The organism is Streptomyces phaeochromogenes (assembly GCF_001418655.1).
Taxonomy (GTDB): domain Bacteria; phylum Actinomycetota; class Actinomycetes; order Streptomycetales; family Streptomycetaceae; genus Streptomyces; species Streptomyces phaeochromogenes.
In genome coordinates this window covers 1-25,280 of sequence record NZ_LIQZ01000170.1, presented here as the reverse complement: position 1 = coordinate 25,280, position 25,280 = coordinate 1, and the positions used below count along the sequence as shown (strand labels likewise).

The 25,280-nt window shown below is 70.7% G+C and carries 20 protein-coding genes; 2 read left to right on the top strand and 18 right to left on the bottom strand.

Annotated features, from left to right (window positions below; genetic code table 11):
- The 17 genes from AOK17_RS23515 to AOK17_RS23435 form a co-directional block, all read right to left on the bottom strand.
- A partial coding sequence (locus tag AOK17_RS23515; protein WP_483855180.1) for a baseplate J/gp47 family protein occupies positions 1–1,063 on the bottom strand: 1,063 nt, incomplete at its 3' end.
- Between the two features lie 68 nt (positions 1,064–1,131).
- On the bottom strand, positions 1,132–4,305 hold the full coding sequence (locus AOK17_RS23510; RefSeq protein ID WP_055614524.1) for a putative baseplate assembly protein: 3,174 nt from the start codon (positions 4,303–4,305) through the stop codon (positions 1,132–1,134).
- Complete coding sequence (locus AOK17_RS23505; RefSeq protein WP_055614523.1) at positions 4,302–4,688, bottom strand: GPW/gp25 family protein; 387 nt, start codon at positions 4,686–4,688, stop codon at positions 4,302–4,304. The genes AOK17_RS23510 and AOK17_RS23505 overlap by 4 nt, the downstream gene beginning before the upstream one ends.
- Positions 4,685–5,038: a hypothetical protein gene (locus AOK17_RS23500; RefSeq protein WP_055614522.1), complete on the bottom strand. Its 354-nt coding sequence runs from the start codon at positions 5,036–5,038 to the stop codon at positions 4,685–4,687. Before AOK17_RS23500 ends, AOK17_RS23505 begins: the two co-directional genes overlap by 4 nt.
- 20 nt (positions 5,039–5,058) lie before the next feature.
- Positions 5,059–5,595 carry a phage baseplate assembly protein V gene (locus tag AOK17_RS23495; RefSeq protein WP_055614521.1) on the bottom strand — a complete coding sequence of 179 codons (537 nt, stop codon included), beginning with the start codon at positions 5,593–5,595 and terminating at the stop codon, positions 5,059–5,061.
- 96 nt (positions 5,596–5,691) lie between these two features.
- On the bottom strand, positions 5,692–6,831 hold the full coding sequence (locus AOK17_RS23490) for a hypothetical protein (protein WP_055614520.1): 1,140 nt from the start codon (positions 6,829–6,831) through the stop codon (positions 5,692–5,694).
- A complete protein-coding gene (locus AOK17_RS23485) occupies positions 6,824–7,204 on the bottom strand; it encodes a LysM peptidoglycan-binding domain-containing protein (RefSeq protein ID WP_055614519.1) in 381 nt (126 codons plus the stop codon). The genes AOK17_RS23490 and AOK17_RS23485 overlap by 8 nt, the downstream gene beginning before the upstream one ends.
- 9 nt (positions 7,205–7,213) lie before the next feature.
- Entirely contained in the window at positions 7,214–7,915 is a 702-nt protein-coding gene (locus AOK17_RS23480; RefSeq protein WP_055614518.1) for a hypothetical protein, read from the bottom strand.
- The gene (locus tag AOK17_RS23475) at positions 7,912–8,616 is read right to left on the bottom strand and encodes a hypothetical protein (RefSeq protein ID WP_055614517.1); all 705 of its coding nucleotides are present in this window, start codon (positions 8,614–8,616) and stop codon (positions 7,912–7,914) included. Before AOK17_RS23475 ends, AOK17_RS23480 begins: the two co-directional genes overlap by 4 nt.
- 54 nt (positions 8,617–8,670) lie before the next feature.
- Positions 8,671–15,390, bottom strand: a complete 6,720-nt coding sequence (locus tag AOK17_RS23470; RefSeq protein ID WP_055614516.1) for an eCIS core domain-containing protein — start codon at positions 15,388–15,390, stop codon at positions 8,671–8,673.
- Positions 15,387–15,719 (bottom strand): hypothetical protein, encoded by a 333-nt coding sequence (locus tag AOK17_RS23465; RefSeq protein WP_055614515.1) that lies wholly within the window; start codon positions 15,717–15,719, stop codon positions 15,387–15,389. Before AOK17_RS23465 ends, AOK17_RS23470 begins: the two co-directional genes overlap by 4 nt.
- On the bottom strand, positions 15,710–17,719 hold the full coding sequence (locus AOK17_RS23460; RefSeq protein WP_055614514.1) for an ATP-binding protein: 2,010 nt from the start codon (positions 17,717–17,719) through the stop codon (positions 15,710–15,712). The genes AOK17_RS23465 and AOK17_RS23460 overlap by 10 nt, the downstream gene beginning before the upstream one ends.
- 33 nt (positions 17,720–17,752) lie before the next feature.
- Entirely contained in the window at positions 17,753–18,751 is a 999-nt protein-coding gene (locus tag AOK17_RS23455) for a Pvc16 family protein (RefSeq protein WP_055614513.1), read from the bottom strand.
- 88 nt (positions 18,752–18,839) lie between these two features.
- Positions 18,840–19,592 carry a hypothetical protein gene (locus tag AOK17_RS23450; RefSeq protein ID WP_245697320.1) on the bottom strand — a complete coding sequence of 251 codons (753 nt, stop codon included), beginning with the start codon at positions 19,590–19,592 and terminating at the stop codon, positions 18,840–18,842.
- Positions 19,593–19,611: 19 nt separating this feature from the next.
- Positions 19,612–20,340 carry a T4 family baseplate hub assembly chaperone gene (locus AOK17_RS23445; RefSeq protein ID WP_055614511.1) on the bottom strand — a complete coding sequence of 243 codons (729 nt, stop codon included), beginning with the start codon at positions 20,338–20,340 and terminating at the stop codon, positions 19,612–19,614.
- Positions 20,341–20,406: 66 nt separating this feature from the next.
- Positions 20,407–20,931, bottom strand: a complete 525-nt coding sequence (locus AOK17_RS23440) for a phage tail protein (protein ID WP_055614510.1) — start codon at positions 20,929–20,931, stop codon at positions 20,407–20,409.
- Between the two features lie 69 nt (positions 20,932–21,000).
- Positions 21,001–22,866, bottom strand: coding sequence for a phage tail sheath family protein (locus tag AOK17_RS23435; RefSeq protein WP_055614509.1), 1,866 nt, complete (start codon positions 22,864–22,866; stop codon positions 21,001–21,003).
- Positions 22,867–23,240: 374 nt separating this feature from the next.
- Here AOK17_RS23435 and AOK17_RS23430 point away from each other — a divergent pair, with 374 nt between their 5' ends.
- A complete protein-coding gene (locus AOK17_RS23430) occupies positions 23,241–23,663 on the top strand; it encodes a YchJ family protein (RefSeq protein ID WP_055614508.1) in 423 nt (140 codons plus the stop codon).
- Between the two features lie 171 nt (positions 23,664–23,834).
- Here the strand turns inward: AOK17_RS23430 and AOK17_RS23425 are convergent, their stop codons facing one another.
- Positions 23,835–24,542 carry a FadR/GntR family transcriptional regulator gene (locus tag AOK17_RS23425; protein WP_055614507.1) on the bottom strand — a complete coding sequence of 236 codons (708 nt, stop codon included), beginning with the start codon at positions 24,540–24,542 and terminating at the stop codon, positions 23,835–23,837.
- Positions 24,543–24,726: 184 nt separating this feature from the next.
- Here AOK17_RS23425 and AOK17_RS23420 point away from each other — a divergent pair, with 184 nt between their 5' ends.
- The gene (locus AOK17_RS23420) at positions 24,727–25,236 is read left to right on the top strand and encodes a gluconokinase (RefSeq protein WP_055614525.1); all 510 of its coding nucleotides are present in this window, start codon (positions 24,727–24,729) and stop codon (positions 25,234–25,236) included.
- Positions 25,237–25,280: the final 44 nt, after the last annotated feature.

Here is a 25,280-nt window from a genome sequence, read left to right as displayed (position 1 = left end):
CCGCCTCCAACTGCTCGAACCATGCCGCGACATCCTCGTACGGCGTCGCGAGGACCTGGGCCTCACCCAGGCGTGCCACGGGCTCGGCAAGACGGGCCGCGAGCCTCTCCGGGGTCTTGATCCCGTCCAGGTCGGCGCGCAGGGGGGCGAGGACCTGGTCGTCGAAGTCCTCGATCAGGCGGCTGACCGGGCGCGGGTTGGGGACCTCCGGGGTGGGCGGTTCGTCACCGGGGTCGCCCGGCGCCTCGGGCTCGGAGGTCCACCGCCGTACCTCGTCGACGAGTTCCCGGAGAGTGGGCGGAGCCGACCGGGCCAGGCCGATCGCGGTGATCTCGTCGTCCCGGTCGATCCGCACCTTCGCGACGGGCAGCAACTTCGGGCCTGTGCCCGCCTGTTCACCGAAGACGAGAAGCAACTGGTCGCCGGTTTGGAGAGAGTTGGCGGTGCCTTCGACGAAGAGTTCCGAGCGGCGCTCCAGGTCCGCCGGCGTGACGAGGGAGGGGCGGCGGCGCCGGACCTTCAGCTCGTTCCAGTCCCAGCGGGCCGTCAGGTCGCGGCTCGTCTCGAAGGTCTGCGACTCCTCGTCGGCCGACGCGGGCACGCTGTGGCTCTGTGCCCCGCGCGGGATCACCACGGGCAGGGTCTCGGCACGCGGATCGCGTTCGAGGCTGTACGCGAGGTGCGTGGAGGCGGCGACACCGGGGCGCGGCCGGTGGCCGACGAGCCGGCCGAGCAGCGCGAGCGAGCGGTGTTCGTTGGCCGTCCGCAGATAGGCCTCGTCGGCGATCCGCTCGGAGTGGAAGGTGAGCAGGTCACCGAGGACGGCCGTGGCGTCGAGCAGGCCGATCGCCGGGTCGTCGGGGGTGCGGACCGTGAGCCCCTTCAGGGCCGGGTACGCGGGCGAGGCCAGCCGGTCGAGCTGGGCCGCCAGGAAGAACCCGTACTCGCCGACGCGGTAGTCGAGGGCCGTGCGGCCGGGCGGGTTGTGGAGCGGGGCGGGGGCGAGGCGCTCGTCGTGGCCTCCGCACGCGCCGCCGCAGCCACACGTACCACCGCCGGACATGCCGTCGCCGTATGCGCCGCCACCGGACGCGCCATGGCCGCACGCGCCGCCGCAGGTGCAGTCGTCGCTCATCGGGCACCTCCGAGGGATATCGCAAGGCGGCCGTTCTCCGGCCGGTCGGGGTCGTTGTCGCAGGTGGCGATCTCCAGCGGGCCGAGCCGCAGCACGCCGTCCTCCCTCTCTCCTCGGTCCTCGTGGAACAGCCTTCGAAGCCGTGTGACATGGACGCTCTCGACGCCGGGCACCGCCGCCGCGACGGCGACCAGACGGCTGAGCCGGACCGGTTCGCCGAACGTCAGCGCGTCCGGGTGGAAGAAGCCGAGCCGCCCGCCCGGGAGGCGACCGCGTCCGAGCACGCGGTACAGCTCGGCCAGGATCTGCCCGTGCTGGTGGCCGGGCTTGGCGCACACCTTCAGCTCGATGTCGAGCGGCACGAGCCGGGCGGGCGCGACCACGAGGTCGTGGCCGATACGCCGGTACGCCTCCAGGGCCTGGGCCACTTCGACGAGCAACCCCTCCGAGGGGACGCCGGTGCCGTACGGGTCCACGGCGATGTGTGCCTCCTGGACGCTGCCGGTCCAGCGGATCGCGGCGGCGGCGCGCTGCACCCCGGGCAGGGCGGAGGCAAGGGCCGCGTAGTCCTCTGCGGTGACCGCGCGCAGACGGGTGCGGCGCAGGTCGAGCGGGGCCAACTGGCGTACCTGCTCGACCGGTTCGGGCTCCGTGCCGCCCACGGCGGGGAGTGGGTTGCGGACACCGGCCACGGGTGGTTCCTCGCGGTCGCGGTCGTCACTGTCATTGCACAGGACCAGGTGGTTGATGGCCTCCGCGCCGACGTTTCCGGCGGTGGCGCCGCCGAGCCGGTAGCGGAGTTCGAGGCGGGCGCCGGGGGTCGGGCGGGTGCCGTGGCGGCCGTCGCCGAAGCGGAGGGCGAGGCGTCCGTCGTCCTCCAGTTCGCCGACGAAGTGCCGGTCGCGGGGCGTGCTGTCGAGCAGGTCGCGGCGCGGCTCCCACGTCACGCCCCCGTCGCCCTCGCCCTCGCCCTCGTGGAGACGTACGGCCGGGAGTGCCTGGCGCGGGTCGTGGCGGAGCGCCGCCGAGGCGGGGCCGCGCAGCACGAGTTCGTCCGGGTGCAGTCCGGCCGCGTACGCCGGTCCCCAACTGTGCGCGATCTCCCAGGCGATGTGGCCGTCGAGGACCGTGCCCGCGCGGGCCCGTGCCGTGAGCACCTCGACGCGGCGCAGCTTGGCGTCGAGCAACTGGTCGCTGCGGAAGAGGAGTTCACGCAGGGCGCGGACCGGGTGGAGGTGGAGTTCGAGGTGCTCCAGGGTCTTCAGGCCGTAGATCACGGTGAGTTCGTCGATCTCCCGCTCGCCGAGCCCGTCGCGGTCGCGGGCGCTGCGCCACAGCTCGACGAGCCGCTGCCTGACCCGTCCGGGGATGGCGGCGATCCGCTCGGCCTGGCCGCCGGCGACGGTCCGCGGGTCCGGGAACGGCACGGCCTGCGTCACGGGCGAGCGGCCGAGGACCGGCCGGAAGCGGGGCGCGATGCCGGGGTACACGGACTGGGCGAGCAGCGTCCTGAGGGCCGCGACCTGCGCGTACGCCGTGCCGGGCACCACCCGTTCCTGCCGCTGCCCGGCGAGTTCCAGGCCCAGACCGGCGCGTACGGTCGCGGTCTCACCGACGACGTCGAACAGCTCGCGGACGTCGTCAGGGGTGAGCGGATCCCCGCATTCGGCCTTGTCCGTAAGGGAGTTGATGAGCCGGGCGGGCGCGTTGCCCTCGTCGCGGTCGCGGCAGCCGAAGGCCGGCGAGTCGCATGAGCCGACTACGGCGGGTGCGGGCGGCACGGTCACCGTCTCCGGCAGGCCGTCGCCGCACCAGTTCAGGGAGCGGCCGTGGTCGACGAGGACGACGTTGCCGCGGGCGAGCGTCACGTCCTCGACGGGCTCGCAGTCGCGACCGCCGCGGGTGGCGAGGCAGAACGGGAGGCGCAGCGCGTCCCCGGCGGCCCAGGTGACCTCCAGGACCGGCTGGTCCTCGATCCGGTCGACGCCCGGGGTGACGGAGGTCAGGCGCACGACCTGCCGGTGGGCGGGGTCGGCATCGCCCGGGGTGCCGGTGCGCGGCCCCTTCACCTCCTCCAGTACGAGCAAGTCGCCGGGCTTCAGATCGAGTTGGCGCTCCTCGCAGGTCTCGGCGTCGCGCCATTCGTCGCGCAGGGTCGCGGCGGTCGCGCCCTTCGGAAGGGAGGACACCTCACCGCCCCAGGTCCACAGCCGGATCGCGTTGTGTGCGGCGCGCAGCTCCAACGGGTCTGCGGACGCGACCGGTTCGAAGACCTCCACGGAGCCGCGCTCGTCGAGTTCGGCGAGGTCCCCGTCGTCGATGACCGTGCCGGGCTCCGGACGGTCGTGCGGGTCGAGGGTGCGTACGTCGACGGAGGCGAAGCGGTACGTGCCGGGCAGCAGCGTGCGCTCGCCCGCGGTCTGCACGGTCACGTACGCACGGGAGTTGGCGCCGTCGTGCATCGCGTAGTCGATGAGCCGGACATGGCGGCGTACGGAGACCCGGCGGCGCGCGGTGTCGAGATACGCCTCCGTGGCGACCGCGTCCTGCTGGTAGCTGATCTGGTCGCCGGTGTAGGCGAGCAGCTCGACGAGCGTCGTGCCCAGGTCGGCGGGGTTGCGCTCGATCCAGTCGGGGGTGGTGAGCGCGAGCCGGTCGAGGAGCAGCTTGCGGATGGTCTCGTAGTCGCGCGCGGTGTAGTCGACGACGGGTGCCTCCGGGAACTCCCGTGTCCCGTGGGGCTCTTCGGCGCAGTCGAAGGGCGTCGGGCAGTCGGGCCGGAAGGCGAAGGACGCGCTGTGGTAGCGCTGGTCGAAGCCTCGGTACGGCTCGGTCCCGGGGCGTCCGTACGGGTCGGTCTCCACGAGGGAGAGCCGGTAGCGGGAGGTGTCGCCGGCCCGGTCGAGGGTGACGTACAGCCGGTCGTCGAGTTCGGGGTCGTCCTCGCGCTCGACACTCAGGTCGACGACTGTGATGTCGGTGGGTCCGATGATGCGTCGGCCGCCGTCGATGCGGATGTTCTCGGCGCACAGGCCGTGCGGGGCCTTGCCGAGGAAGGTGACGGTGAGCGTGAGGCCGTCGTCGCCGACCTCGACCGCGTCAACTCCGTTGAGCTGGGCGGCCCTTACCTTCGCCCGCCGGGAGGTGGTGGTCGTACCCGTGCTCGTCATGCCGCGGCCCTCCCTTCGAAGACGTCGTCGCGGCGCGTTCCGGTGGAGCGCACGGCGTACGAGAGATGGACGCGGACGGCGTTGTCCTCGCTGACCACGTCGAGGTCCTCCACGTCGATGAGGTCGCCGAGCCAGCGCTGCAAGGAGGCCTGCACGGTGAGTTCGAGGGTGCTGGTGAGTTCGGGGCTGTTGGGCGCGAACACCAGGTCGAGCAGTCCGCAGCCGAAGTCGGGGCGCATGACGCGCTCGCCGGGGCTGGTGAACAGCACCTGCTCGATCAGGTCGCGGACGTGCTCGTCGTGGCGGGCGTGCGCGGTGCGGCCACGGCGGTCGGCCCGGAACGGGAACGCGATGTCGCTGCGGGGGCGGGTGCGTGGGCTCATCGGACGGCCACCCTTCGGCGCTCGGCCTGGACGACCGGCGGTCCCTGCGGCACGAACGCCGCGGTGAAGCACTCGGCCGCGGACGTGTCGAGCAGCACGGACGCGCCGCCGACCGTGACGCCGGAGCCGTCGGCCGTCCAGCGGACGGAGACGCACGGGACGGGCACCCCGTCGACGGTGTGCGGGCAGCCGGTGACGACGTACCCGTGCTCGGCCGTGGCGACGGGCATGCCGTCCATGAGCACGGCGGAGGTGGATGTGGTGGCGGTGGTGGCGCGACCGCCGTGCGGGCAGCTGATCACGGCACCGGTGCCGAGCAGACCGCCGGATGCCCCTCTTGCGCTGGACACTTGATTCGTCCCCCGTCTTCCTATCGCTTCGAGAGCACGGTCAACTGGCCCTCGTTGATCGTTACTTGGTCGCCGCGCAGCAGGACCTCGGCGCCCGCGCCGGTCGCGATGACGACGGCTTCTTCGGTGATGCGGATGTAGGCGCCGCCCTTGGCCTGGAGCAGGATTCCCTGGTCCGCGCCCGGCGGATCGCTCATCACGATCTTGTGCGCCCCGGGTGTCTGCACCACGACCGGCTTGGCCTGCGAGGCCGGTTGGACAAGGCGGCGCGCGTCCGGCGGCAGCTCGCTCCGGTCGCCGTACCAACACCCCGTCCACACGGGGAAGCTGGGGTCACCCTGCTCGAACTCGACCCACACGCCCGCTCCCGGCGGCGGCACCACGAACTGGCCCGCCTCCGGACCGGTGAACGGCAGACAGGGCAGCGCCCACGTCGACGGCTCGTCGCCGAGGACGTCCGGGACCTCGACGGTGATCCGCCCGATGTGCAGCGGGTCGTTGTTGTCGATCACCCGGCCGCGGAACTTGCCGAGGTAGCGATTGCTGGGTGCCGCCATGCTGAACTGCTCCTGCTCTGTGGGGTGTTGCTGGGTGATGCGGGTGGAGTGCTGGTGGGGGGCCGGGTGCCGCGGGGCCGTGCGTGCTGTGGTGGGTCAGGGCCTGACGTAGGCGCTGCGGGCTTCGAGGCCCTCCCGGGAGAGGGTGAAGTTCTGTTGGTACGAGCCCGGGCGCAGGGTGTGCGTGACGGACTTGACGTAGTAGTCGCCGTCGTACGCGCGTCCGGCGCCGCGCACGCCGACCAGTTGGCGGGGCTGCAGGAGGTATCCGTGCCGGTTGACGTCGAGCGAGCCGGAGCCCGACACGACGTCGGCGGACACGGCGGCTCTGGCGAGGAGTTCGGCCTCGGCCTGCTCGCGCTGCTGCTTGGCGGTGCCGGCCAGCGTCCTGCGCTTGAGCGCCGGGGTGGGCCGCTTGCCGAGGGGCGGACGCAGCGGACTGATCGGCGGCTGCGGGAGGAGGGTGGACTGCCGGGTGCCGGGGTCCTGCCACCGGGCCTGCGGTTCCTCCCGCGCCGTGCCGTCGTACGCGAACGTCAGCTGGTCGACGGTGGAGTTGTTGTCCATGTTGACGTTGAGGGCGTGCTGGCGGATGCCGAGCCTGACCTCTGGGCCCCAACGGGCCGACGACTGGCCGGGGTTGGGGCCCGGTTCCAGATAGAAGGTGTAGCCGTTGGCGCGGGCCAGCTCGTTGACGTACTGGAGGTCGGTGCCCGTCTGGTAGTGGACGCGGAGGTCCTGGTGCGGGGGCTGGGACACCTTCTCCGTGTAGACGTCCGGCCGGATGCCGTAGTCGGAGTACCGGCGCAGGATGGCCAGGACGCGCTCGGACGGCGGCAGGTTGGGGTAGCGGTCGGTCCGCTCCTCCAGGTCCATGAGGAGGCTCAGGTCCTCGCCGGTGACGGTGAGCGTGGAGTGGCCCGGCTGGTTGCTGGCGCCGACCTCCTGCCGCACGATCAGGCCGTCGAGGAGCACCTCGGGCGTGCCTTTCACACTCACGGACACGATGACGCGGGTCTTCGGGTCGAAGAACCCCTCCGGGAGCAGGGTGCGGTTGATCAGCCCGTTCTTGGTGAGGTCGAAGGCGAGCTGGAAGCCGCTGCGCTCCCCCGCGGTGGCGGTGATCTGGGCGGAGAGCAGGGCTTCCGTCACCTCCGCGGGGACGGGCCGGGTGAGCTTCGGTCCCATCTGGAGCGTGATGTGTACGGGGCCCCGGCCCACGGGGAGTTCAGACACGCCGGTCTCCCCGGTCCGCGCGCGGGAAGCCGCCGGCGAGGGGGATCTCGATGACGTTGCCCGCCTCGTCGGTCAACTCCCGTGGATCCAGTACGGGGTTGGCGTCGGCGATCTGCCACCACTGGGCGGGGTCGCCGAAGTAGCGCTGCCCGAGGAGGTCGGGGCGTTCGCCGCTGCTGACGGTGTGGCTCTGGGTTTCGTCCTCGGTCTCGACCAACGGGGGCAGCAACCGGCGCTTGGTGTACCGGACTTCGGTGCCGTCGGGCTGTCGGTGGATGCCGATCTCGGCGTCGTGGTAGCGGCTGGTGCGGGGGTAGGGGTGGGCGCCCGGGATCGCGTCCAGGGCGTTCTCGTAAGGCTCGATGTCGGCCATGACCGCTGCTCAGCCCCTTCCGCTCAGTGTCGCCGTGCCGCCGATGTCCCCGCCGGTGAGTCCGAGTCCGCCGAGGCTGCCCCGGCGGGCGGCCGTCGCGAGGCGTTCCTTCTGGGCGAGGTGGGCCATGTAGAGGTCGGCGCCTCGGTGTCCGGCGGGCAGGTCGCTGACCGTGAGCACCTTGAGCCCGACGCCGAGCGAGGCCCGGATCGGGTTGAGGTTCACGTCGAAGGCGGACTCGTTGATGGACAGCTCGGTCAGCCGCACGGGCATCACCCGCTTGCTCCCCCACGTGAACAGCGTCAGCGGCATCTCGATCGGGCTGATCTCGATGGTCCCCTTCTGCGAGAGCCGCGAGGCGTCCCGGATCTGCTGCGTCGTGGGCTGCACGAGCATTTCGAGGGTGGCGAGTTGGGGGTGAATGCCGTCGGGTGCGGCGACCTCGAATTGATCGGTGGCGTCGATCTCTGCGGTGAACTTCCAGGTCTCCTGAGCGGGACCCTTGAGACGCAGGGCCTCATTCCGGTCTCCGGTCCCGCTGCCTCCGCCGCCGGAGTCGCCACTTCCTCCCGCGGATTGGGGGCTGAGGCTGCGTTCGAGGGTGTCCGGGTTGAACTGGAGCACGATGATGCGCTGGGGCGTGCCTCGGTCGGGGTCGACGACGACTATTCCGGAGCGGATGGGCTTGGGGATGTCGGCGTAGCGGGTCATCGGCGGGCCTCCAGACGGTTTACCAAGGCGGTGTAGTCGTACTGCGGAAACGCGGCGGGGAAGGTCTCGAGCATGTTCGTGAGGTTTTCCACGTGCGCACGGAATCCGCTGCCACGCAGGGAGGCGTCGACGAACAACATCTGCCAGCCGAACGCACCTTTGGTGAGGCGCAGGGTGTCCAGGTACTCGCAATAGCTGAGTTCCATCCTGAGGAAACCCTGGGTGTTGTTCTGATCGTCGAACAGATAGCGGTCCTGGTACCAGATCTCCAGTGTTTCCTTGTGCGGTTCGAGCCGGATGAACGCGGCTTCGCCCGTGGCTCGTCGAGGAGCCGAGTCGATCATCCGGAGGTCGGCGAGCAACGCACGCTCACTCTCCGTGGCCAGGTCGTTGTGCCGCGGCGGGTCTCTGGTGATGGCCAGGTAGAGGTGGGGAAGGCTGAACTCGCCGTCGAGGTTCCGGTCCTGGGACGCGAGAGACCACTCGCACGAGAGGGAGACGAACCGCAGCGCGCACTCCTTGAGCTCATCGCTGAGCCTCACGTCCGCCCACTCCGGGTTCTCGTCCGACAGGGGGTCGAAGGTCGCCAGCGGGAACGTGATGTCTTCCTGCTCGTATGCCGCTTCGAACAGGGGGCTTTGGACAAGTTCCCTGATCGATTCGGTCTGCAGGGTCTCGCTTTGAGTCAGAGGATCCGTCATGGTTCACCTTCGGGACAGAGCAGCAGGGTCGAGGACTGGGATGATCGGGAGGCTCTAGAACCGTAGGCGTCCTTCTCCTCGGAGCCTGATGAGGCGGCGCTGGATCTTGATCAGATTGAATCGCGGCCGGTATTCCTGGAGGCGACGGATCATCTCGGTCTCGTTCGTGAACCGCTGTTCGTCACGGAGTTTCAGAATGGCCTTCAGATGTGAATCACGGGCTTCGAGAGCGAGCTTGAGGCGGTACGTGTCCTTTTCGTCGTTCACCGCGACCTCAGGGGCGACCCCACTCGTCGGAGGCTCCTCCATGTTCGGAATCGACACCTGACTCTTGGAGTATCCCCGGTCCCAGTGGGACTGGCTCTCGCCGCTCTTTCCAGGCTTACGCGTGTACCTTCCCCAAGCCGTGTTCATCTTGTTCGGGAAACCCTGAATGGGGTCACCGCCACTAGGATGGTCCTTCTTCGGGTGGTAGGTGATGTCCATTTGGTACCAGGCGATCCTGGTCCCGTTGGCTATCCACTTTCCGGCCGGGCCTTCGGTCACCCTGAGCTTCATGTTCTGATAGTGCCTCGCCGGTACGAGGTTCTGGTTCTTGACATTGCCACCCAGCTCGTACGGCAGGAGGTGTGTCCTGTCCCAGCGTTCACTGTCCTTGAGATTCGTCATCGTGTTGAGATACCGGAAACCGAACGGCTCAGGTGAGCGCTTCGTGTTTCGGTCTCCTTCGGCCGTGGCGAACTTCTGGTTGAGATACTCGGACGTAAAGCCGGAAGCCAGCTTGTTGTCCTCGAACTTCGGCGAATTCACCGGGGGCAGCTTCGGATCGCGATGTGTGGCGTCGAGCCAGTCGACCGGGACGGTCTTGTCGCCCTTGTCGAAGCCGGCGTTGTCGAAACCCTCCTCCGGGACCTCCCTGCCGCTGATGACACTGCGCGCGGGGTTGAGTCTGGCCACCACGGTGAACCCGGGAGGGTGCTGTCGACTGAGCTCGGTGAGGCCGTACCACCGCCGCATGGATTCCAGCGCGGCGACATGGTCTTCCCGGGCAACTCCCTTGCGCAGCCTGCTCTCTTCGATGGGGCGGATGCGGGCCACGATCCTCCGCAGGCGTTCGTCCTTCGAGTCCTGCGAGTTCTCGTCCTTCTTTCGGTCGTCCTTGCTCTGCGTGCTCTTCGGCCTGCCGGGCTTGTCGCCGTCCCTGTCCGGCTTCTTGCGTGCCGGCCTGTCCGGGCCGTCCTTGTCGGGCTTCTTGCCATCGCCGTCCTTGGACTTGCCCGGCTTCTTGCCGTCCTTATCGGGCTTGGGCTTGCCTGGCGTGTCCTTGCCCGGCTTCGGCTTCCCCGAGTCGTCCTTGTTTCCCCTGCCGTCCTTGCCCGCAGGGCTGTTCGGGTCCTGGTCCCTGGGCTTGTCCGGGGTCTTGTCGTCCGTCTTGGGCGGCGTGGAGCCCTGGTCCTCCTTGGGCTTGCCCGGGGTGTCGTCCTTCGGGCGGGGGCGCGTGTCCGGTTCGGGCTTCGGCTTTGGCCGGGGAGTCGGCTTGGGCTTCGGGGACGGGGTCGGGCGGGTGTCCGGCCTGTCGTCTTCCTTGTCCTTCGGCTTGCCGTTCTTGTCGTTGCCCGTGGGCCTTTTGGTGTCGGCCGGGGTCTTGGGCGTCCCGGGGCCGGGCTTGGTGCCGTCCTTGGCGGGGCCGGTGGTGGGTGACGTGGGCTTCGCCGGGGTGGTGGTCCCCGGCTTCTTCGCGGTCGGCGTCCCGCCGGGGCGCTGCCCTGCCGTCGTTGGGCGGCTCGTCGTTGGGCGGCTTGTTGTCGGGCCGCTCGTCGTCGGGCGTGTGGTCGGGGCGCCGGAAGTGGGGCCGGGCCCGGATTCCGGCTGTGGGCGCGTCTTCTTGTCGCCGCCCCGGTCGTCCGAACCCTGGCCTGCCGGGCCCCGGCCCCCGCCCGGCTTCTCCTTGCCCAGGTTCAGGGCAACGCTCTTGAGACGGCGGCCCACCTTGGCCACGTACTTGCCGATGCCGTTCAGGAGGAACTCGTAGGCGAGTTCGAGGAGGGCGACGATGCCGGCCGCGACCGCCTTGGCGAAGAGGATGCCCGCGCCGCCCTGGCGGACCGCCTTCAGCCAGGTGATGACCGCGCCGATCGCCCGGAGGATCTCGCTGAGGGCGCCGATGGCCGTACGGATGGCGTCGATGACCGCCATCACCCAGCCCGCACCCGGAATCAGCTTCGCGATGACCTTCGTGATGACGATCTCGCCGATGATGAAGGGGAGTTGGGGGACGATCGCGTCCCACGTCTCCTTGACGATCCGCTCCAGGGTGAAGCCACCCTTGATGAGCTTGTCGATCATCGCCTTCGGGATGCCGAGGATCTCCTCGATCTTCGACTGGAACCACTGCTTGACGGCCGCTTGGACCTCACGGAAGAGGTGGTTCTTCGCCCCGTCGACCGCGGAGTTCTTGGCGCCGCTCAGCCAACCGCCCGGGTCGGAGAGGAAATCGACGGCGATCATCATGAACTCGCCGAGCGCGCCCAGGATTTTGGAGGCGTATTCAAGGACCGTCTTGACCGCGGCAATCACGGCCTTGATCACGTCCAGCAGCATCTTCTTCAGGATGCTGAGGATGCTGCCCAGCAGTTTGCCGATGGCGTGCAGCAGATCCGTGATGATCTGCTTCAGCATTTTCGCCAGCCGGTTCACCATGGCGATCGCCGCCGAGATCAGCCCACTGATGAACTTCCGGATACGGTTGGCCAGTTCGATGATTCCCCGGACCAGCGCCTTGGCGAATTCGATCAGGTCGTCGATGAGTTTCTTGATCGCGTCGACGATGAACTTGCGCGCCTCGTTGATCCAGCGCTCAACCGTCTCCTTGAAGTTCTTGATGAAACCGACGACCGCGTCACGCGCCGCTTTGATGACGCGGACGATCGCGTTCTTGATCTCAAGGACCTTCTCTTTGATCCAGTCGAAGGCCTTGCTGATCCAGTTGCCCGAATCGTTGACGCTGTCGTCGCGCTTCTTCTCGGCGTCCTGTTCGGCCTTGGTGTTCTCGTCCTGGATCTTCTTGTCGCCGTCCTTCTTCTCCTTGTCGACGTCGTCGTCGGTCTTCTTCTCCTTGTCCTGGACGTCCTTACGGACCTTGTCGTGCCGCTCGCTCTTCTTCGTACCGAGGTTCTTGAGCTCCTCGTCCTGCTCCTTGCGCCAGTCGGCACGCTGCGCGGTGACATCGCCGAGGGCCTTGTCGCGCTCGCCCGTCTGGCTCTCGGTGTTCGCCGCGACCTCGGCGTCGACCTTCTGCTTGTGCTTCGCCTGCGAGTCGCGGAAGTCCCGGTCCTTGGTCTGCCGCCCCTCGGACATGCCCTTCTGGCCGTCGCTGAACGCGGCCTTGAACTGAGGCCCCCGGTCGTGCTCCGCCACCTCGGACGCGGCCTCCGGAGGTACGGCCCCCGTCGACGCGCCGCCCTCCGGCACACCACCCTTGCCGCCCTCGGGGCCGGGCACCTTCGCCTTCAGCTGCTCCTTGGGGACGTCGGGGTAGACCTGGTTCTCCCCCATCGGGCGGGCCGCGTCGTCCCGGCCCGTCGTGACGGTCTCCTGGCCCTTGGTATCGACCGCGGCACCCTGCTCACCCGCCGCCTGGTCCGCATCGCCCTGCAGCTCGACACCCGGCGCGTTGCCCGCCTGCGCCTGCTTGAGCGCCTCGTCCTTCGTCGGCAGCCCGGCGAACTTGGCCGCCAGCTCCTGCGCGTCCACCTCGAAGCCGAGCTTGTCCGCGAGCCAGCCGATGCCGAAGCCCAGCGCCATCTTGAAGGTGTCCCAGCCGCCAGGCTCCTCCGCCTTCTCGGCCTCAATCTGGCCCTCGGGCTCCTTCGCGCCCTTGACCTCGGCCTTCTCCTCCTCGGGCGCCTCGGACTTCTGCGCCGGGTCCTGGGAGTACTGGGCGGGCGCATCGGCCTTCGGCTTGCCCTGGAGCGTCTGGGGCGCACCGGCCGGGCGCTGCATCGACGGCGGCGCGGCGGCGAGCGCCTTGTGCTCGTCGCCGACGGTACGGTCCACCGAGCCGCCCACGCCGCCCATAGCCTCAAGTGCCTTGTGGGGCTTGAGACTTGAGGCGGTGGACAGGCCCGCCTCCGGGGACACCTGCGAGAGGTTCGGCGCCGGGCCCGAGTCCTTCTTTCCCTTGCCCTTGGCCGCAGGCACGGCCGCACTGCCGCCACCACGACCGCCGCCTCCGCCTCCGCCGGAACCTCCACCGCGCGAACCCTTGCCGGCAGAAGCCGACTTGGCCGCCTTCGGCGCAGCATCAGCCTTGGGAGCGGGCGCCGCGGCCTCCTCCTGCACCGAGGGTTCGGGCGCCTGGACCGGTTCCGAAGCGGCGGGCGCGGGCTCCTGCACCGCCGGGGCCTGCGGAGCCGCCGTACCCGTACTCCCCCCGCCCGACGACTGGCTCTGGCCGCCGCCTCCGGACGAGCCGCCGGAGACATGGCTGTCCCGCGCGGACGAGGCACTCGAAGCGTCCGACGCCGGCTCGCTCTTGCCCGCCGTACCCCCGGAAGCCGACCCAGCCGACGAGGTCGACGACGAAGCCCCCTGAGCCTGCCCGCCCGTCGACCCAGCCGCAGCCGTCTGCCCAGACTCCGGCTTCCTCTGCTCCTGTCGGCCCGAGGCCTCGGACCCGCCCGACTGGGCGCCGCCCGCCTGCGGAGAAGCCTTCTCCTGCGCGCCGGCCGACTTGCCGCCCGCGGCCGGAGTGCCCTTCTCCTCCTTGGCGGCCGTCTCCTGCGCCTCACCGCCGTCCTCGGACCGGCCCGGCGCCTCCTGCACCGCCGTCTGCGCGGACACGGGCCCGGCCTTGGGGTCGGCGCCGTTCTTCGGATCCTTCGACACCGAGCCCGGTACGGGAGGCGGGGCGGCGGCCTGTTCCAGCGCGAGGCCGCCGAGCTGCCCGTCTCCGACGGTGGCGTCCTCGCCTTCGGGCACGGCCTCCGTGTCGGCGGCCCCGGCAGCGTCGCCCTCCTCGGACTCGGACTCGGATTCCGCCTCCGCATCCTCCGCGTCCTCGGCGTCCCTCTCCGCCTGCACCTTGTCGGCCCTCGTAACCGGAGGCGCGGCGGACGACGGCACGGCCGCCCCGGCGGCGGAGGCCGGATCCGCCTCGTCCGCGGTCGGTACGCCGGATACGTCGGGATCCTGCTCCGGAATGAAGTCCTCGGGCTGGAGCTTGATGTCCCAGGAGCTCTTCTCCCCGCCGCCGACCTCGACCTCGGACTCGCTGCCGGAGCCGAACGGGCCCTCGTCGGCCGTTTGCTCCGGGCCTTCCAGGTCCTGGTTGCGCACACCGTCGAGCCTGCTGAGCGGGCCGGACTGCTGGCCGCCCTTGCCCGTTGCCGTGGGAGAACCCGTCGGCTTCGGCTGCCCGGCCTTGTCCTGCGGCTTCACGTTCTGACCCGCCACGAGCGCATCGACCGCGCCCGGCCGGTTCTTGGCCGCGGACTCCTCCTTGCCGGCCGCGGGAGCCTCCTGCCCGTCCGAAGCCTCCTTCTCCCCCTTGACGCCCTTGTCCTCCTTGGCTCCCTTGTCCTCCTTGCCGGCCTTGCCTTCTCCGGCCGCCTCCTTCTTCTCGCTCTTGGCCTGCTCGCCCTTGCCCTGCTCGGACTTCGCCGCCTCACCCTGCGCGGAGCTCGCCGTCGCCTTCTCGACCTCAGCCCCAGTCCCAGTCCCAGCACCAGTCCCTGCACCCTGGCTCGGCTCCCGATCACCACCCGGCGCGGAACTCCCGTTCCCCGGCGCCGAGTTCTCCGGCGTCGACCCGGCGGCCCCTTCCCCAACAGCCGGTTCCTTCTCCGGCCCCGGAGCCACCCCGGGCTTCCGCTCCTCTTCCCGGTCCTCCTCGGCCGAACGCTGCTCGCTCTCCCGCTCGACCCGAAGTTCCTCGGCCGCGTCCGGCTCGACGGCCGGAGCGTCGTAGGAGTCCGTCTCCTCCGGAAGATCCCCGTCGGCCTCGATCTCCTCGACCAGGTCGAGCACCCGGTCGTGCTCCGAACCGAGCAGCCGGTCCTCCAGGCGGTCGAGGACGCCGTCCAGCAACTCGTCGGGCAGCCGGGCGAGTTGGCGGCGCGTTCGCTTCGAGCGGTCCTCCGGGTCGCCGCGCAGCGAGCGCACGACCGAGTTCGTCAGCCGGTCGACGAGGGTGGCGGGGTCGATCTGCTCGAGCCGGTTCCGGTCGGCGTCGACGGTGGCGTACCGCAGCCAGCCGGGCGTGGCCTGCCCCTCCTCCACCTCCAGCGCGGACTCCTGGGCAGCGGCCGGACGTACAAGGTCCTGGGCGGCCGACTCCGCCTCGCGCTCGATGGCCTGCTGGGGCAGGCTCACCGCGCCCGGGTCGCGGCCGGCGCGCAGCGCGCCGAGGCCGTCCGGGTTCTGCACGGTGTGCAACAGCTCGTGGGCGAGCAGGCGTTGGCCGTCGGCGGTGCCGGGCCGGTAGGCGCCCTCGCGGAAGAAGATGTCCTGGCCGACCGCGACCGCGTCCGCGCCCAGCAACTCGGTCAGCTGCCCGGCGTCCCGCCCGGTGTGCAGGCGTACGCGGCTGAGGTCGTGACCGAGCTGCTCCTCCAACTCCCTTCGTACGCCCACGTCGAGAGGCTGTCCGGCGCCGCTGACGATGTCCTTCGGCTCGGGCGTACGGGACTTGGCCGCACGCTCCCTGCGCTTGCGGCGGCGCTCTTCGGCGGCCTGGTCCGAACGGCCGTCCTGTGTCTGCGAGTTACTGCTCACGGCGTCACCTCCCCACGGCCGGAGAGTCCCGCGTGCACCGCGCGCGCCAGTTCCTGGCCGAGCCGTCGCGCGGACAGGCCGGCGGGCAGCGGCGGCAGCCCGGACAGCGCGTCCACGTTCACCGCGCCGTCCGCCGCCAGCGGTACGCCACGCTCGCGTACCAGCCGGGCGAGTTCGTGCTCGAACGCGGCCGACACCCGGTCCGGGTCCACGCGGAAGCCGTCGAGAACGAGCTCGCCGACGTTCACCCGGATCGCACCCGGTTCCCTGCCTACGCCCCTGCCCGCGTCCTGGCTCGCGCCTCTCCCCGCGTCCCTGCTCACACCCATCCGCGGACCTCCCCCGGCGTCAGGGAGCGCTCCAGCTTGAGGTACTCGGTGCGGGCCGCCGCGAGCATGTGCCGCATCTGCAGCCGGTCGCCCTCCTCGGCGGCGAGGAACGCGCCGGACAGGGCGATGTTGCGGATCGAGCCACCGGCGACGGTCAGCTGGGCCAGCAGTTCCGGCTCGATGCCCTTCGTCGGGGTCCGCGACGGCAGGACCCTGCGCCAGATCTCGGCACGCTCGTGCTCGGCCGGGAACGGGAAGTCGACGACGAAACGGATCCGCCGCATGAACGCCGTGTCCAGGGCCTTCTTCATGTTGGTGGTGAGGATGGCGAGCCCTCGGTAGGCCTCCATGCGCATCAGCAGATAGCTGACTTCGAGGTTGGCGTACCGGTCGTGGCTGTCCTTGACCTCGCTGCGCTTGCCGAAGAGGGCGTCGGCCTCGTCGAAGAGGAGGAGCGCGCCACCGGCCTCGGCGGCGTCGAACACCTTCCGCAGGTTCTTCTCGGTCTCGCCGATGTACTTGCTGACCACCTGGGACAGGTCGACGATGAAGAGGTCGAGGCCGAGCTCCTTGGCCATGACCTCGGCGGCGAGCGTCTTGCCCGTTCCCGAACCGCCCGCGAACAGGGCCGTCACGCCCAGCCCTCGGCGCAGGGTGGCCGCAAATCCCCACTCCTGGTGGACAGTTGCCCGCTGCCGCACGTGCGCGACGATCTCGCGCAGCACACTCGTCTGCCGCTCGTGCAGCACGAGGTCGTCCCAGCCCGCCTCGGGCTCGATACGGCGGCCCTGGTCGTCCATGCCGACCCTGGCCTCGTTCATTCCGGCACGCCAGGCGAGTCGGCCGGCGTCCAGTTCGTCCTCGCCGGGCAGATCACGGCGTACGGCGGCGGCAGCGGCACGCACGACATGGGGCGGAAGCTGGAACTGCGCGACCAGCGACCGCAGTTCACCCTCAGGGATCTCGGCGACGCCCTCGAACGCACCTGCCCACAGGCCGAGTTGCTCCTCGTCGTCCAGGCGCGGCACGGCCACGCGTTCGCCGTGCGGCCGGTCCGTCTGGCGCGGGTCGGCGCTGGACACGACGACGGGGACGGCGGCTCCGGCGAGGAACGCGTCGGTGGCCGCGTGCTGGTCACGGTCGAGTTCACCGGCCTCCACGAGCAGGGCGGCAGGCAGCAGGATCGCCTCGCGCTGCCACAGCCGGGCCAGCCGGTCGCGCTCCGCGGGGTCCGTGGGGATGTCCTCGGCGCTCATCGCGTACAGCCCGAGCCCCGAGCGGGCGGCGCCCGCGGCGGCGATGTCGGCCCGGCTGCGCAGATCGCCGCCGACCACCTCGACGAGCAGCGCCGCGTCCGGTCGCGCGCCGGTCGTCCAGCCCGTGGCGACCCGGCTCGCGGCCAGGTCGTACGACGGCGGCAGCTCGTCCGGCACCGGCGTGCGGCGCAACTGGCCGTGCAGGCGGGCGTCCAGGTAGGGCGAGCCGAGCAGGAAGTGCAGGATGCGCTCGTCGAGCCGCAGCCGGGACAGCGTCAGCCGCGAGTCGTCGTCCAGCTCCACGATCCGCCAGCGCCGCAGGGGCGCGACCGGCGTCAGCGCACTCCAGTGCGGCTCGGCGAGAGCGGCCAGCGCGAGCGAGAAGGTTGGGTACGCACGCTCCGGGTCCCCGCTCGCCGCGGCACACCGCGCGGCGGTCGTGGCGTCCAACTCGTAGGCGGCGGTGAGGAGTACGAGGTCCCGCTCGAAGTCGCTGAGCCCGAAGCAGGCGACGAGGGCGTCGAGGGGCGCGGTGGCGGGGCCCGCCGGGTGATGTACGGGGTGACCGGCGGCGCCGTGGCTTCCACCGCTCCCCTCGGCACCGCCCTCGGCCTCGGATGTCGTGCCCGTCTCGGCCGCGCCCGCCGCGTGGGCGTCGACACCGGCCAGGACGCGCCGGATCTCGGCGGTCAGCGACGTGCCGCCGCCCGCCGTACCGGGTGTGCCCGTCTCGTCCGTCCCCATGCCCTCACCTGCCCCCGTCGATCCCACGCCGCCTCAGTCCTCCGTGCCCTCGGGGCCGTCGCCGACCGTCGAGGCGTCCGCGGAGGACCCGGGTGAGGCGGAGGGAGCGGCTCCCGTGCTCTTGGCCGCGCCGCGCGCCGACCTCCCGGACTGGGCCGACTTGCCCGATTGGGCAGCTTTGTTGAGCTGTCCCTCCTTGCGGGCGCGAGCCGGCGCCTTCGCGGCGGAGGCCTTCACCGGGGCCTTCGCGGGAGCCTTCGCCGAGGTCTTGGGCGCAGCCTTCGCGACAGGCTTGGCCTCGGGCTCGGCTGCAGACTTGGCGGGCGTTTGGACGGCAGCCTTTGCCCCCGCCTCCCCGGAAACCTGTCCTTCTGGGGACGCAGACCCATTCACGGACGCGCCCGGCGGAACCGGCGCCCCCGGTGCCCCGAACGGCAGCACCCGCACCCCAGCTCGCTCCACCGGCTTCGCCGGCACAGGCACCTCGCGCCCCTCGATGAAGACGAGAGCCGCCTGGTACACCACGGACAACGTGTACGGGGTCTGGTGGAGCATCCCCCACAGCTTCGAGGTCTCGTCGATGTCCATCACCGTCGGCGAGAACCGCACCCGCTGCGCCGTCTCGGCGAGGTCGCTGCTCGCCAAGTAGGGCTTCTCCCCGGCGAGTTCGATGATGTCCTTCGGCAGGACGGGTATCTCGTGCAGCGTGCGCACCACGGAACCGATCAGCCGCTGCCCGACCAGTTCCGACTCCTCGCCGTAGGCGCTGATGAGGAAGTGCAGGTCCAGTGCGGCGGCGGCCCGCTTGAGCAGCGTGCCGTCGGACGCGCGGGTCGGCAGGTCGTTGTTGCGCTGCGAGGTGTTGGGCGTGACCTGGTACAGGAACACGGTGATGGTGGGCTCGGCCGGCGGATCCGCCGACGGCTTGCGCGGTTCGACCTTGACGGCCATGTCGATCTCGGGCTGGAGATTGGCCTCGATCAGCAGGGCGAGGGCCTGGGTGACGTGGGCGATGGCAAGTGCGTTGCTCATGACGTCAGTTCCTCAGTCCCAGTCCCAAGATCCTCGGCATCACCGTGTCCACCCTCGGTACTCCGGCGGTCGTCTCGTCGTACGTTCCTCACTCGCGCCCCCTCGCCAGGTAGTCCGCCAGGCTCACCGTCGCCGCCTGCCGCGCCGGGGCAGCGGCCCCCCGGCTGCCGCCACCCGCCGCCGCGGGCCCCGCCGCCGTCACTTCGAGCCGCCCGATCTGCACCTGCACCACCTGCTCGCCCCCGCGGCCGGACCGTCGGCCCGCGGCCTGCCGTACGGCGTCCCGGGCCGCCGCCGTGTCCGCCGAGCTGGGTCGCAGCGCGGCGGACACGGCGGCAGGGGAAGCGGTGGCCGCACCCGAGGGGAGGGGCACGGACACCGCGCTCTGGGAGGAGGACCGCTCCGGCTCGCCCCGCCCGGCGGAGCGCCGCGCGGTGTCGGGAACGGGCCGCGGCCCCGGCGCCACCGGCACGGCGGGCCTGAGCAGCGGCGCCTCGGGCAGGTCCCGCACCAAGGGCTGGGGCGCGAGATCGTGCGACGGCGCCCGCTCGGGCCGTACGACGGTCCGCTCGCGCTCCGTACGGAACTGGACCTCGCGGACCGCCGGGCGCGCCAAGTCGCCGTCGGACGTGGGTGATGGGGCGGAGGTCGGCCACAGCGGCTCCGCCGTCTCCGGCTCCTGTGCGCCGGCCCGTACCGCCTCGACCCGCTCGAAGGGTCCGGCGAGCCGCGGCCGTACGCGTGCCACGCCGCGGCGCGGCGCTGCGGCCGGGGTGTGCCGGGCGAGCAGCCGGTCGAAGAAGTCGGGCGCCCGGGACTCCCCGACGTCCCCCTCGTTCACGGGGTGCCCTCCCACGGAGTCAGACATCCGCACACAGCTCCAGGTAGTAGCGGCGCCGCAGCGGGCTGAGCGCCAGGATCTCCGGCTCGCTCCAGCCGTACGCGGTGGCGAGCAGGTGGACGTCGAGGAGCACGTCCCGTGCCCAGGCGTCCAGTTCGGTCCACAGGTAGGAGGCGATGTCGAGCTCGGCACGGGTGGCCGCTCCGCACTCGGGACAGTTGACGTTGAGCGTGACGTCGGCGCCCGGGTCGGCCTCCTGGGCCGCCTCGGCGAGCCGCCGCTGCACCGTCTCGGGCAGCGCGTCGGCGGGGACGTCCACCCCGTCGCGCACCGCCGAGACGACGCAGCGGGCGAGCAGCGCCCGCCGTGGATCCGGGTGCCGGGCTGCCGCCGTCAGGTCGGCGACGCCCGGCACCCGGAACTCGATCTCCCAGCCGTCCTCGGCGACTTGCACCAAAGGTTCGGGGGGAGCGCCTGTCGACCGGGCCAACTCCCCGGCGTCCAGGTCGAATTCCATGTCCTCGCCGCAGGCGGAGCAGGTGAGGCGCACCTGCATCCGCTCGCCGAACAGGGCCCGGCGCAGTGCGAAGAGGTCCGCCTCCCGCTCGCCGACCGGCAGCGCGGACAGCGCCTCGCCGCCGGTGTCGGGGCGTGCGGCGCGGTGCAGCAGCAGGGCGCGTCCGGACGGGGCCTGGGCAAGCCCGGTCTCCCAGGTGGTGAGCAGTTCAGCCGCCCGAGTGTTCGTCATGCCCGCCCCCGTTCCGTATCCGCCCCGCCGCCCCTGCGGCCCATCCGTCGTTCAACTCGCCTCTGCTCAGGCGGGGTTGAGGAAAGAGGGCTCCTCCGGCTCGGGCACCTCGTAGTCCCGCTCCCAGCCCTCGCACTCCAGCTTCAGCGACTGGATGGCCACCGCGTTGGCGTTGGCGTCCAGCTCGCCGAGGACCTGGTACTCGCTCGGCCAGGTCCGGTAGAGCTTGTGCGAGACGGCGACCTGACCGGCCTCGTTGAGGACCTGGATGACGATGTCCTTGCGGAAGTCGGCAAGGGACACCTCGGAGCCGAGACCGGCCCCGACCTGCCAGACCTTGTTGGCCCAGCGGTCGAACTCGGGGTCGTGGGTGACCCCGCGCTCCAGCGTGATCCCCTCGAACTCCGAGCGCCCCGGCGACTTGCGCGGGGAGCTGGGGTCGCCGCCGTGCCGGTGCTTGACGACCTCGGTGGTCCGCTTCAGCGGACTGATCTTGCTGATGCCCGCGACCGTACGACCGTCCCACAGCACAAGGAACTTGAAGTTCTTGTACGGGTCGAAGCGCTGGGCGTTGACAGTGAACTCAGCCATCGGTTTCCTTCACGTTCTCCGTCGTCGAACTCAGAACTCGAACTCAGAACTCGAACTCGGAGTTCGAACTCAGAGCTCGAACTGCCCGGACGTCTGCTGGATCCTGACGATCACGAACTCGGCGGGCCTGACCGGCGCGATGCCGACCAGGACGTTCACGACGCCGTTCGCGATGTCCTCGTCCGTCGTGGTGTCGTGGTCGCACTTGACGAAGTACGCCTCGCGCGGCGTGCCGCCCTTGAAGGCGCCCTGACGGAACAGCGTGTGCAGGTACGAGGAGGCGCCGAGGCGGATCTGCTGCCACAGGTTCTCGTCGTTGGGCTCGAACACGACCCACTGCAGGCCGCGTTGGAGGCTCTCCTCCACGTGCAGCGCGAGCCGCCGCACGGGCACGTACTTCCACTCGCTGTCGAGCGCGTCGGAACCCTCCAGGGTGCGCGCGCCCCACACGAGCGGGCCCACCATCGGCATGGTGCGCAGGCAGTTGACGCCGAGCGGGTTGAGCAGCCCGGTCTCGCGGTCGGTGAGGTTGACCGTGAGGGAGTGCACGCCCGCGAGCCGTGCCTCGGTGCCGGCGGGCGCCTTCCACACACCGCGCTCGGAGTCCGTGCGCGCGTAGACCCCGGCGACGGCGCCGGACGGCGGGAAGGAGCGCAGCCGGCCGGTGAGCGGGTCGGTGAGCTGGAGGTGCGGGAAGTACAGGCCCGCGTGGTTGCCGCGTACCGCGTCGTAGGCCGCGAGTCCGGCGCGGGCGGTGTCCACGCTGACCCAGGTGCCGGGCGCATCGACGAGGAGGAAGATCCGCCGCTCCTGGCAGAGCCGCTGGGCCGCCGAGACGACCGTGATGGCGTCCTCGGTGGACTCGTACGCCGCGAGTTCGGGCAGGACGAGCAGGTTGACGTCCGCGACACCGCGCAGCGCCTGGATGCCGGTCTTGTCGGCCTCGCTGCCGATGAGGTCGCGCGGTCCGGGCGCCTCGCCGTCCTCGCCGCCCTCCAGCGGGAAGACGGGCGGGTTGACGGAGGCCTCAAGGCCGAGGTCGTTGGCGCACTCGCCGACGAAGCGGACGACGTCCTCGGGGTCGGTGGAGCCCGCGACGACCTGGAGGCGCTTGCCGAAAGCGGTGACCTCGGCGCCCGCGAAGGCGTGCTTGCCCGGCGCGTCGGGCAGCGCCCGCAGCTTGCGTTCGAGCAGCAGCGCCAACTCGGCCACGTTGGACGGGACTTCGCCGTCGCAGTCGGGGTCGTACAGCGTGAACTCGCGCTCGACCTCACCGATCTTGACGGTCAAGTCGACGGCGAGGTCGGGCAGTTCGTGCCCGAACGGCTTGGAGACGGTGCCCGACGGGTCGGGGCGGCCCTCGCCCACGGCCTCGACGCGGATGAGCCGCGAGCCCGCGTTGATCACGGTCGGCGCGTGCCGACCGTGCGAGGCATCCATGGACAGACCGGTGAAGCTCTCGCGGGCCTCACCCTTGGCGTCGTACACCCGCAGGTTGAACGTCTCGTCCGGGCAGGGCGTGTCGTAGTCGACGGCGACGCGCAGGCCGTTGCCCCACACGCCCGGTTCCTTGGCGTGCACTTCGAGGACCGCGGACTCGCTGTGGCCCTCGGTGGACTCCAGGGTGACGCAGGCGGCCTTGCCGCTGCCCGCCTTGGCGACGCGGACGATCACGGCGACCGTGCCGCCGTTGCCGAAGAACTGGTGCACGGCGTAGCCGACGGCGCTCTGCGAGCTCAGCCCGCCGAAGCGGCGCTCGAACTCGGTGAAGCTCGTGACGCGCACCGGCTCGTTCAGCGGGCCGCGCCGGGTGTGCCCCACGAAGGCGGTCACCGAGGTGGTGACGGTCGAGATGGTCCGGGCGCTGCTGGGAAGCTCTTCGACGTAGACGCCGGGATACGTCGGCCTGGCAGTGTTCACCGCGCTCATCGGCATTCCCCCTCCTAATCCGTTCTCGGGCACCGGGTGGCAGGCACCAAGAGGCGGCAGAGGGAGACGTCCCGTTCACGGCGCACGCGGAGGTCTCCGGACACGCGTCAGCGCACCGGACCGCGGCACCGCATCAGTTTTCCCCCGTCAGTGCCCCGGTCGGACGGCCGTCCGGGGTCAAGCAGCACGCTTGTGACTCCTGATGCTCAAGTGCTCAATCCACCGTGCTGTGTGGGCAGTTGCGTATGCAAGGCAGGTTCACGCCACGCCTGGGGGAGGTTCGATGAAGAGCACGGCGCACAGCTCGCACACGATGTACTCGTGTCGTGGCACCTGATTCACGGATTCCCCACAGGCCGTGGTGCAGCAGAATGGAGCGCATGTCCCGACGCACCCCGCAATCCCGCAACCAGCGCCGTTCCGCCCCCGCGCACAACCCCTCCTGCCCTTGCGGTCTTGCGGAGACGTACGAAAAGTGCTGTGGCCGATTTCATCGGGGTCAGGGCACGGCCCCCACCGCCGAGGCACTGATGCGCTCGCGCTACTGCGCATTCGTGAAGCGCGACGAGGCGTACCTGCTGCGCACCTGGCATCCCCGCACCCGCCCGCCCCGCGTCGAGTTCGATCCGGCCATGCGCTGGACCGGCCTGGAGATCCTCGATACGGGCGAGGGGTCGGCCTTCCACACCACCGGAACGGTGACCTTCCGGGCGTCGTACAACGGCGGCTCACTCCACGAGCGCAGCCGCTTCGAGCGGGCGGACGGGGCGTGGGTGTACGTGGACGGAGGCATCAGCGAGTAGCGCCCCGACAGGGGCACGGGGCGTGCACATTTGCGGCTCCGCCGCGTGGGCGCGACCAGCCACAGCCCCGACAGAGGCGCGGGGAACTGCGCACAACCAGCCCCAACGCAGCCGCAGCCGCAGCCGCAGCCGCAGCCGCAGCCGAACAACTCCCGCCGGAACCCCAGAAGTTCAGGCCTCCGGACTCAGAACGTCCAACTCCTGAAGCGCACCCACGACGATCTCCCGCGTCAGCTCCTCCGCACGGACCGCGTCACCCCCACGGATCGCCTCCGCGACCTGAACGTGAAGCGTGACGGCCGCGGGGTCGGGGTCCTCGAACATGACCTGATGGTGAGTACGGCCGGCGAGAACCTCGGCCACCACGTCACCGAGCCGCGCGAACATCTCGTTGCCGGACGCGTTCAGCACGATCCGGTGGAAGGCCACGTCATGGACGAGATACCCCTCCAGCTTGTGGCCGCGCGAGTTGGCCACCATGCCGAGGGCGCACTCGGTGAGCTCGGCACACTGCTCGGCCGTGGCGTGCTTGGCGGCCAGCCCCGCGGCGACCGGCTCGACGGCACAGCGCAGCACGGTCAGCGAGCGCAGCTGCCGGGGCCGGTCGGCGCCCGCCAGTCGCCACCGGATGACCTGGGGATCGTAGACATTCCACTCGTTCGCGGGACGTACGGTGACGCCGACCCGGCGACGGGACTCGACGAGGTGCATCGACTCCAGGACCCGGACCGCCTCACGCATCACGGAGCGTGACACCTCGAAACGCTGCGCCAGCTCGTCGGTGCGCAGGACGCTGCCCGGCGGGTACTCACCCGCGGTGATGGCGGGACCGAGGCTCTCCAGTACACGGCCGTGCAGCCCCCGGCCCGGTGTGCTCATGGGGTTCACCCTACGAGGCCGACGGCGGGAACAAAAAGTCAGACTTATACGTCACAGACTCTTGAATTCATCTGACCTATGGGTTTCAGTGGCGTGACGGATGCGGCACCTGACGTACATCCGGCATCGAGATGTCGACACCGGGAAGCCGAATCCGAGTGTCGAAGAAGACAGCGAGGCAGTGATGAACACCCCCCACGTCGTCGTGGTCATGGGAGTGGCAGGCACGGGCAAGACCACCATCGGTCCCCTGCTCGCCCAGCGGCTCGGCGTTCCCTACGCCGAGGGCGACGACTTCCACCCCGAGGCCAACATCGCCAAGATGACGGCCGGGACACCACTGACCGACGAGGACCGCTGGCCCTGGCTCGACGCCATCGGCGCCTGGGCACACGGTCGGGCCGGCCTCGGCGGGGTGGTCAGCAGTTCCGCACTGAAGCGCAGCTACCGGGACCGGCTCAGGTCGGCCGCCCCCGGGGTCGTCTTCGTCCACCTCAAGGGCGACCGGGAGCTCATCGAGGACCGGATGTCGCACCGCCAGGGCCACTTCATGCCGACGGCGCTCCTGGACTCCCAGTTCGCCACCCTCCAGCCGCTCCAGGCGGACGAGACGGGTGTCGCCGTGGATGTCTCCGGCAGCCCCGAGGAGATCACCGACCGGGCCGTGACCGCGCTGAGCGGCCTCGACGGGTAACTCCCGCCGGCCCGACGAGCAACACCCACGGACCACCCCCGCCC

Bases quoted from the DNA above. Each gene is read 5' to 3' on its own strand.
- AOK17_RS23435 (WP_055614509.1), bottom strand. From the start codon at position 22,866: ATGCCGATGAGCGCGGTGAACACTGCCAGGCCGACGTATCCCGGCGTC.
- AOK17_RS23505 (WP_055614523.1), bottom strand. From the start codon at position 4,688: ATGAGCCCACGCACCCGCCCCCGCAGCGACATCGCGTTCCCGTTCCGG.
- AOK17_RS23460 (WP_055614514.1), bottom strand. From the start codon at position 17,719: ATGGGGACGGACGAGACGGGCACACCCGGTACGGCGGGCGGCGGCACG.
- AOK17_RS23425 (WP_055614507.1), bottom strand. From the start codon at position 24,542: ATGAGCACACCGGGCCGGGGGCTGCACGGCCGTGTACTGGAGAGCCTC.
- AOK17_RS23480 (WP_055614518.1), bottom strand. From the start codon at position 7,915: ATGACCCGCTACGCCGACATCCCCAAGCCCATCCGCTCCGGAATAGTC.
- AOK17_RS23495 (WP_055614521.1), bottom strand. From the start codon at position 5,595: ATGGCGGCACCCAGCAATCGCTACCTCGGCAAGTTCCGCGGCCGGGTG.
- AOK17_RS23455 (WP_055614513.1), bottom strand. From the start codon at position 18,751: ATGAGCAACGCACTTGCCATCGCCCACGTCACCCAGGCCCTCGCCCTG.
- AOK17_RS23440 (WP_055614510.1), bottom strand. From the start codon at position 20,931: ATGGCTGAGTTCACTGTCAACGCCCAGCGCTTCGACCCGTACAAGAAC.
- AOK17_RS23445 (WP_055614511.1), bottom strand. From the start codon at position 20,340: ATGACGAACACTCGGGCGGCTGAACTGCTCACCACCTGGGAGACCGGG.
- AOK17_RS23465 (WP_055614515.1), bottom strand. From the start codon at position 15,719: ATGGGTGTGAGCAGGGACGCGGGGAGAGGCGCGAGCCAGGACGCGGGC.
- AOK17_RS23510 (WP_055614524.1), bottom strand. From the start codon at position 4,305: ATGACGAGCACGGGTACGACCACCACCTCCCGGCGGGCGAAGGTAAGG.
- AOK17_RS23420 (WP_055614525.1), top strand. From the start codon at position 24,727: ATGAACACCCCCCACGTCGTCGTGGTCATGGGAGTGGCAGGCACGGGC.
- AOK17_RS23475 (WP_055614517.1), bottom strand. From the start codon at position 8,616: ATGACGGATCCTCTGACTCAAAGCGAGACCCTGCAGACCGAATCGATC.
- AOK17_RS23430 (WP_055614508.1), top strand. From the start codon at position 23,241: ATGTCCCGACGCACCCCGCAATCCCGCAACCAGCGCCGTTCCGCCCCC.
- AOK17_RS23485 (WP_055614519.1), bottom strand. From the start codon at position 7,204: ATGGCCGACATCGAGCCTTACGAGAACGCCCTGGACGCGATCCCGGGC.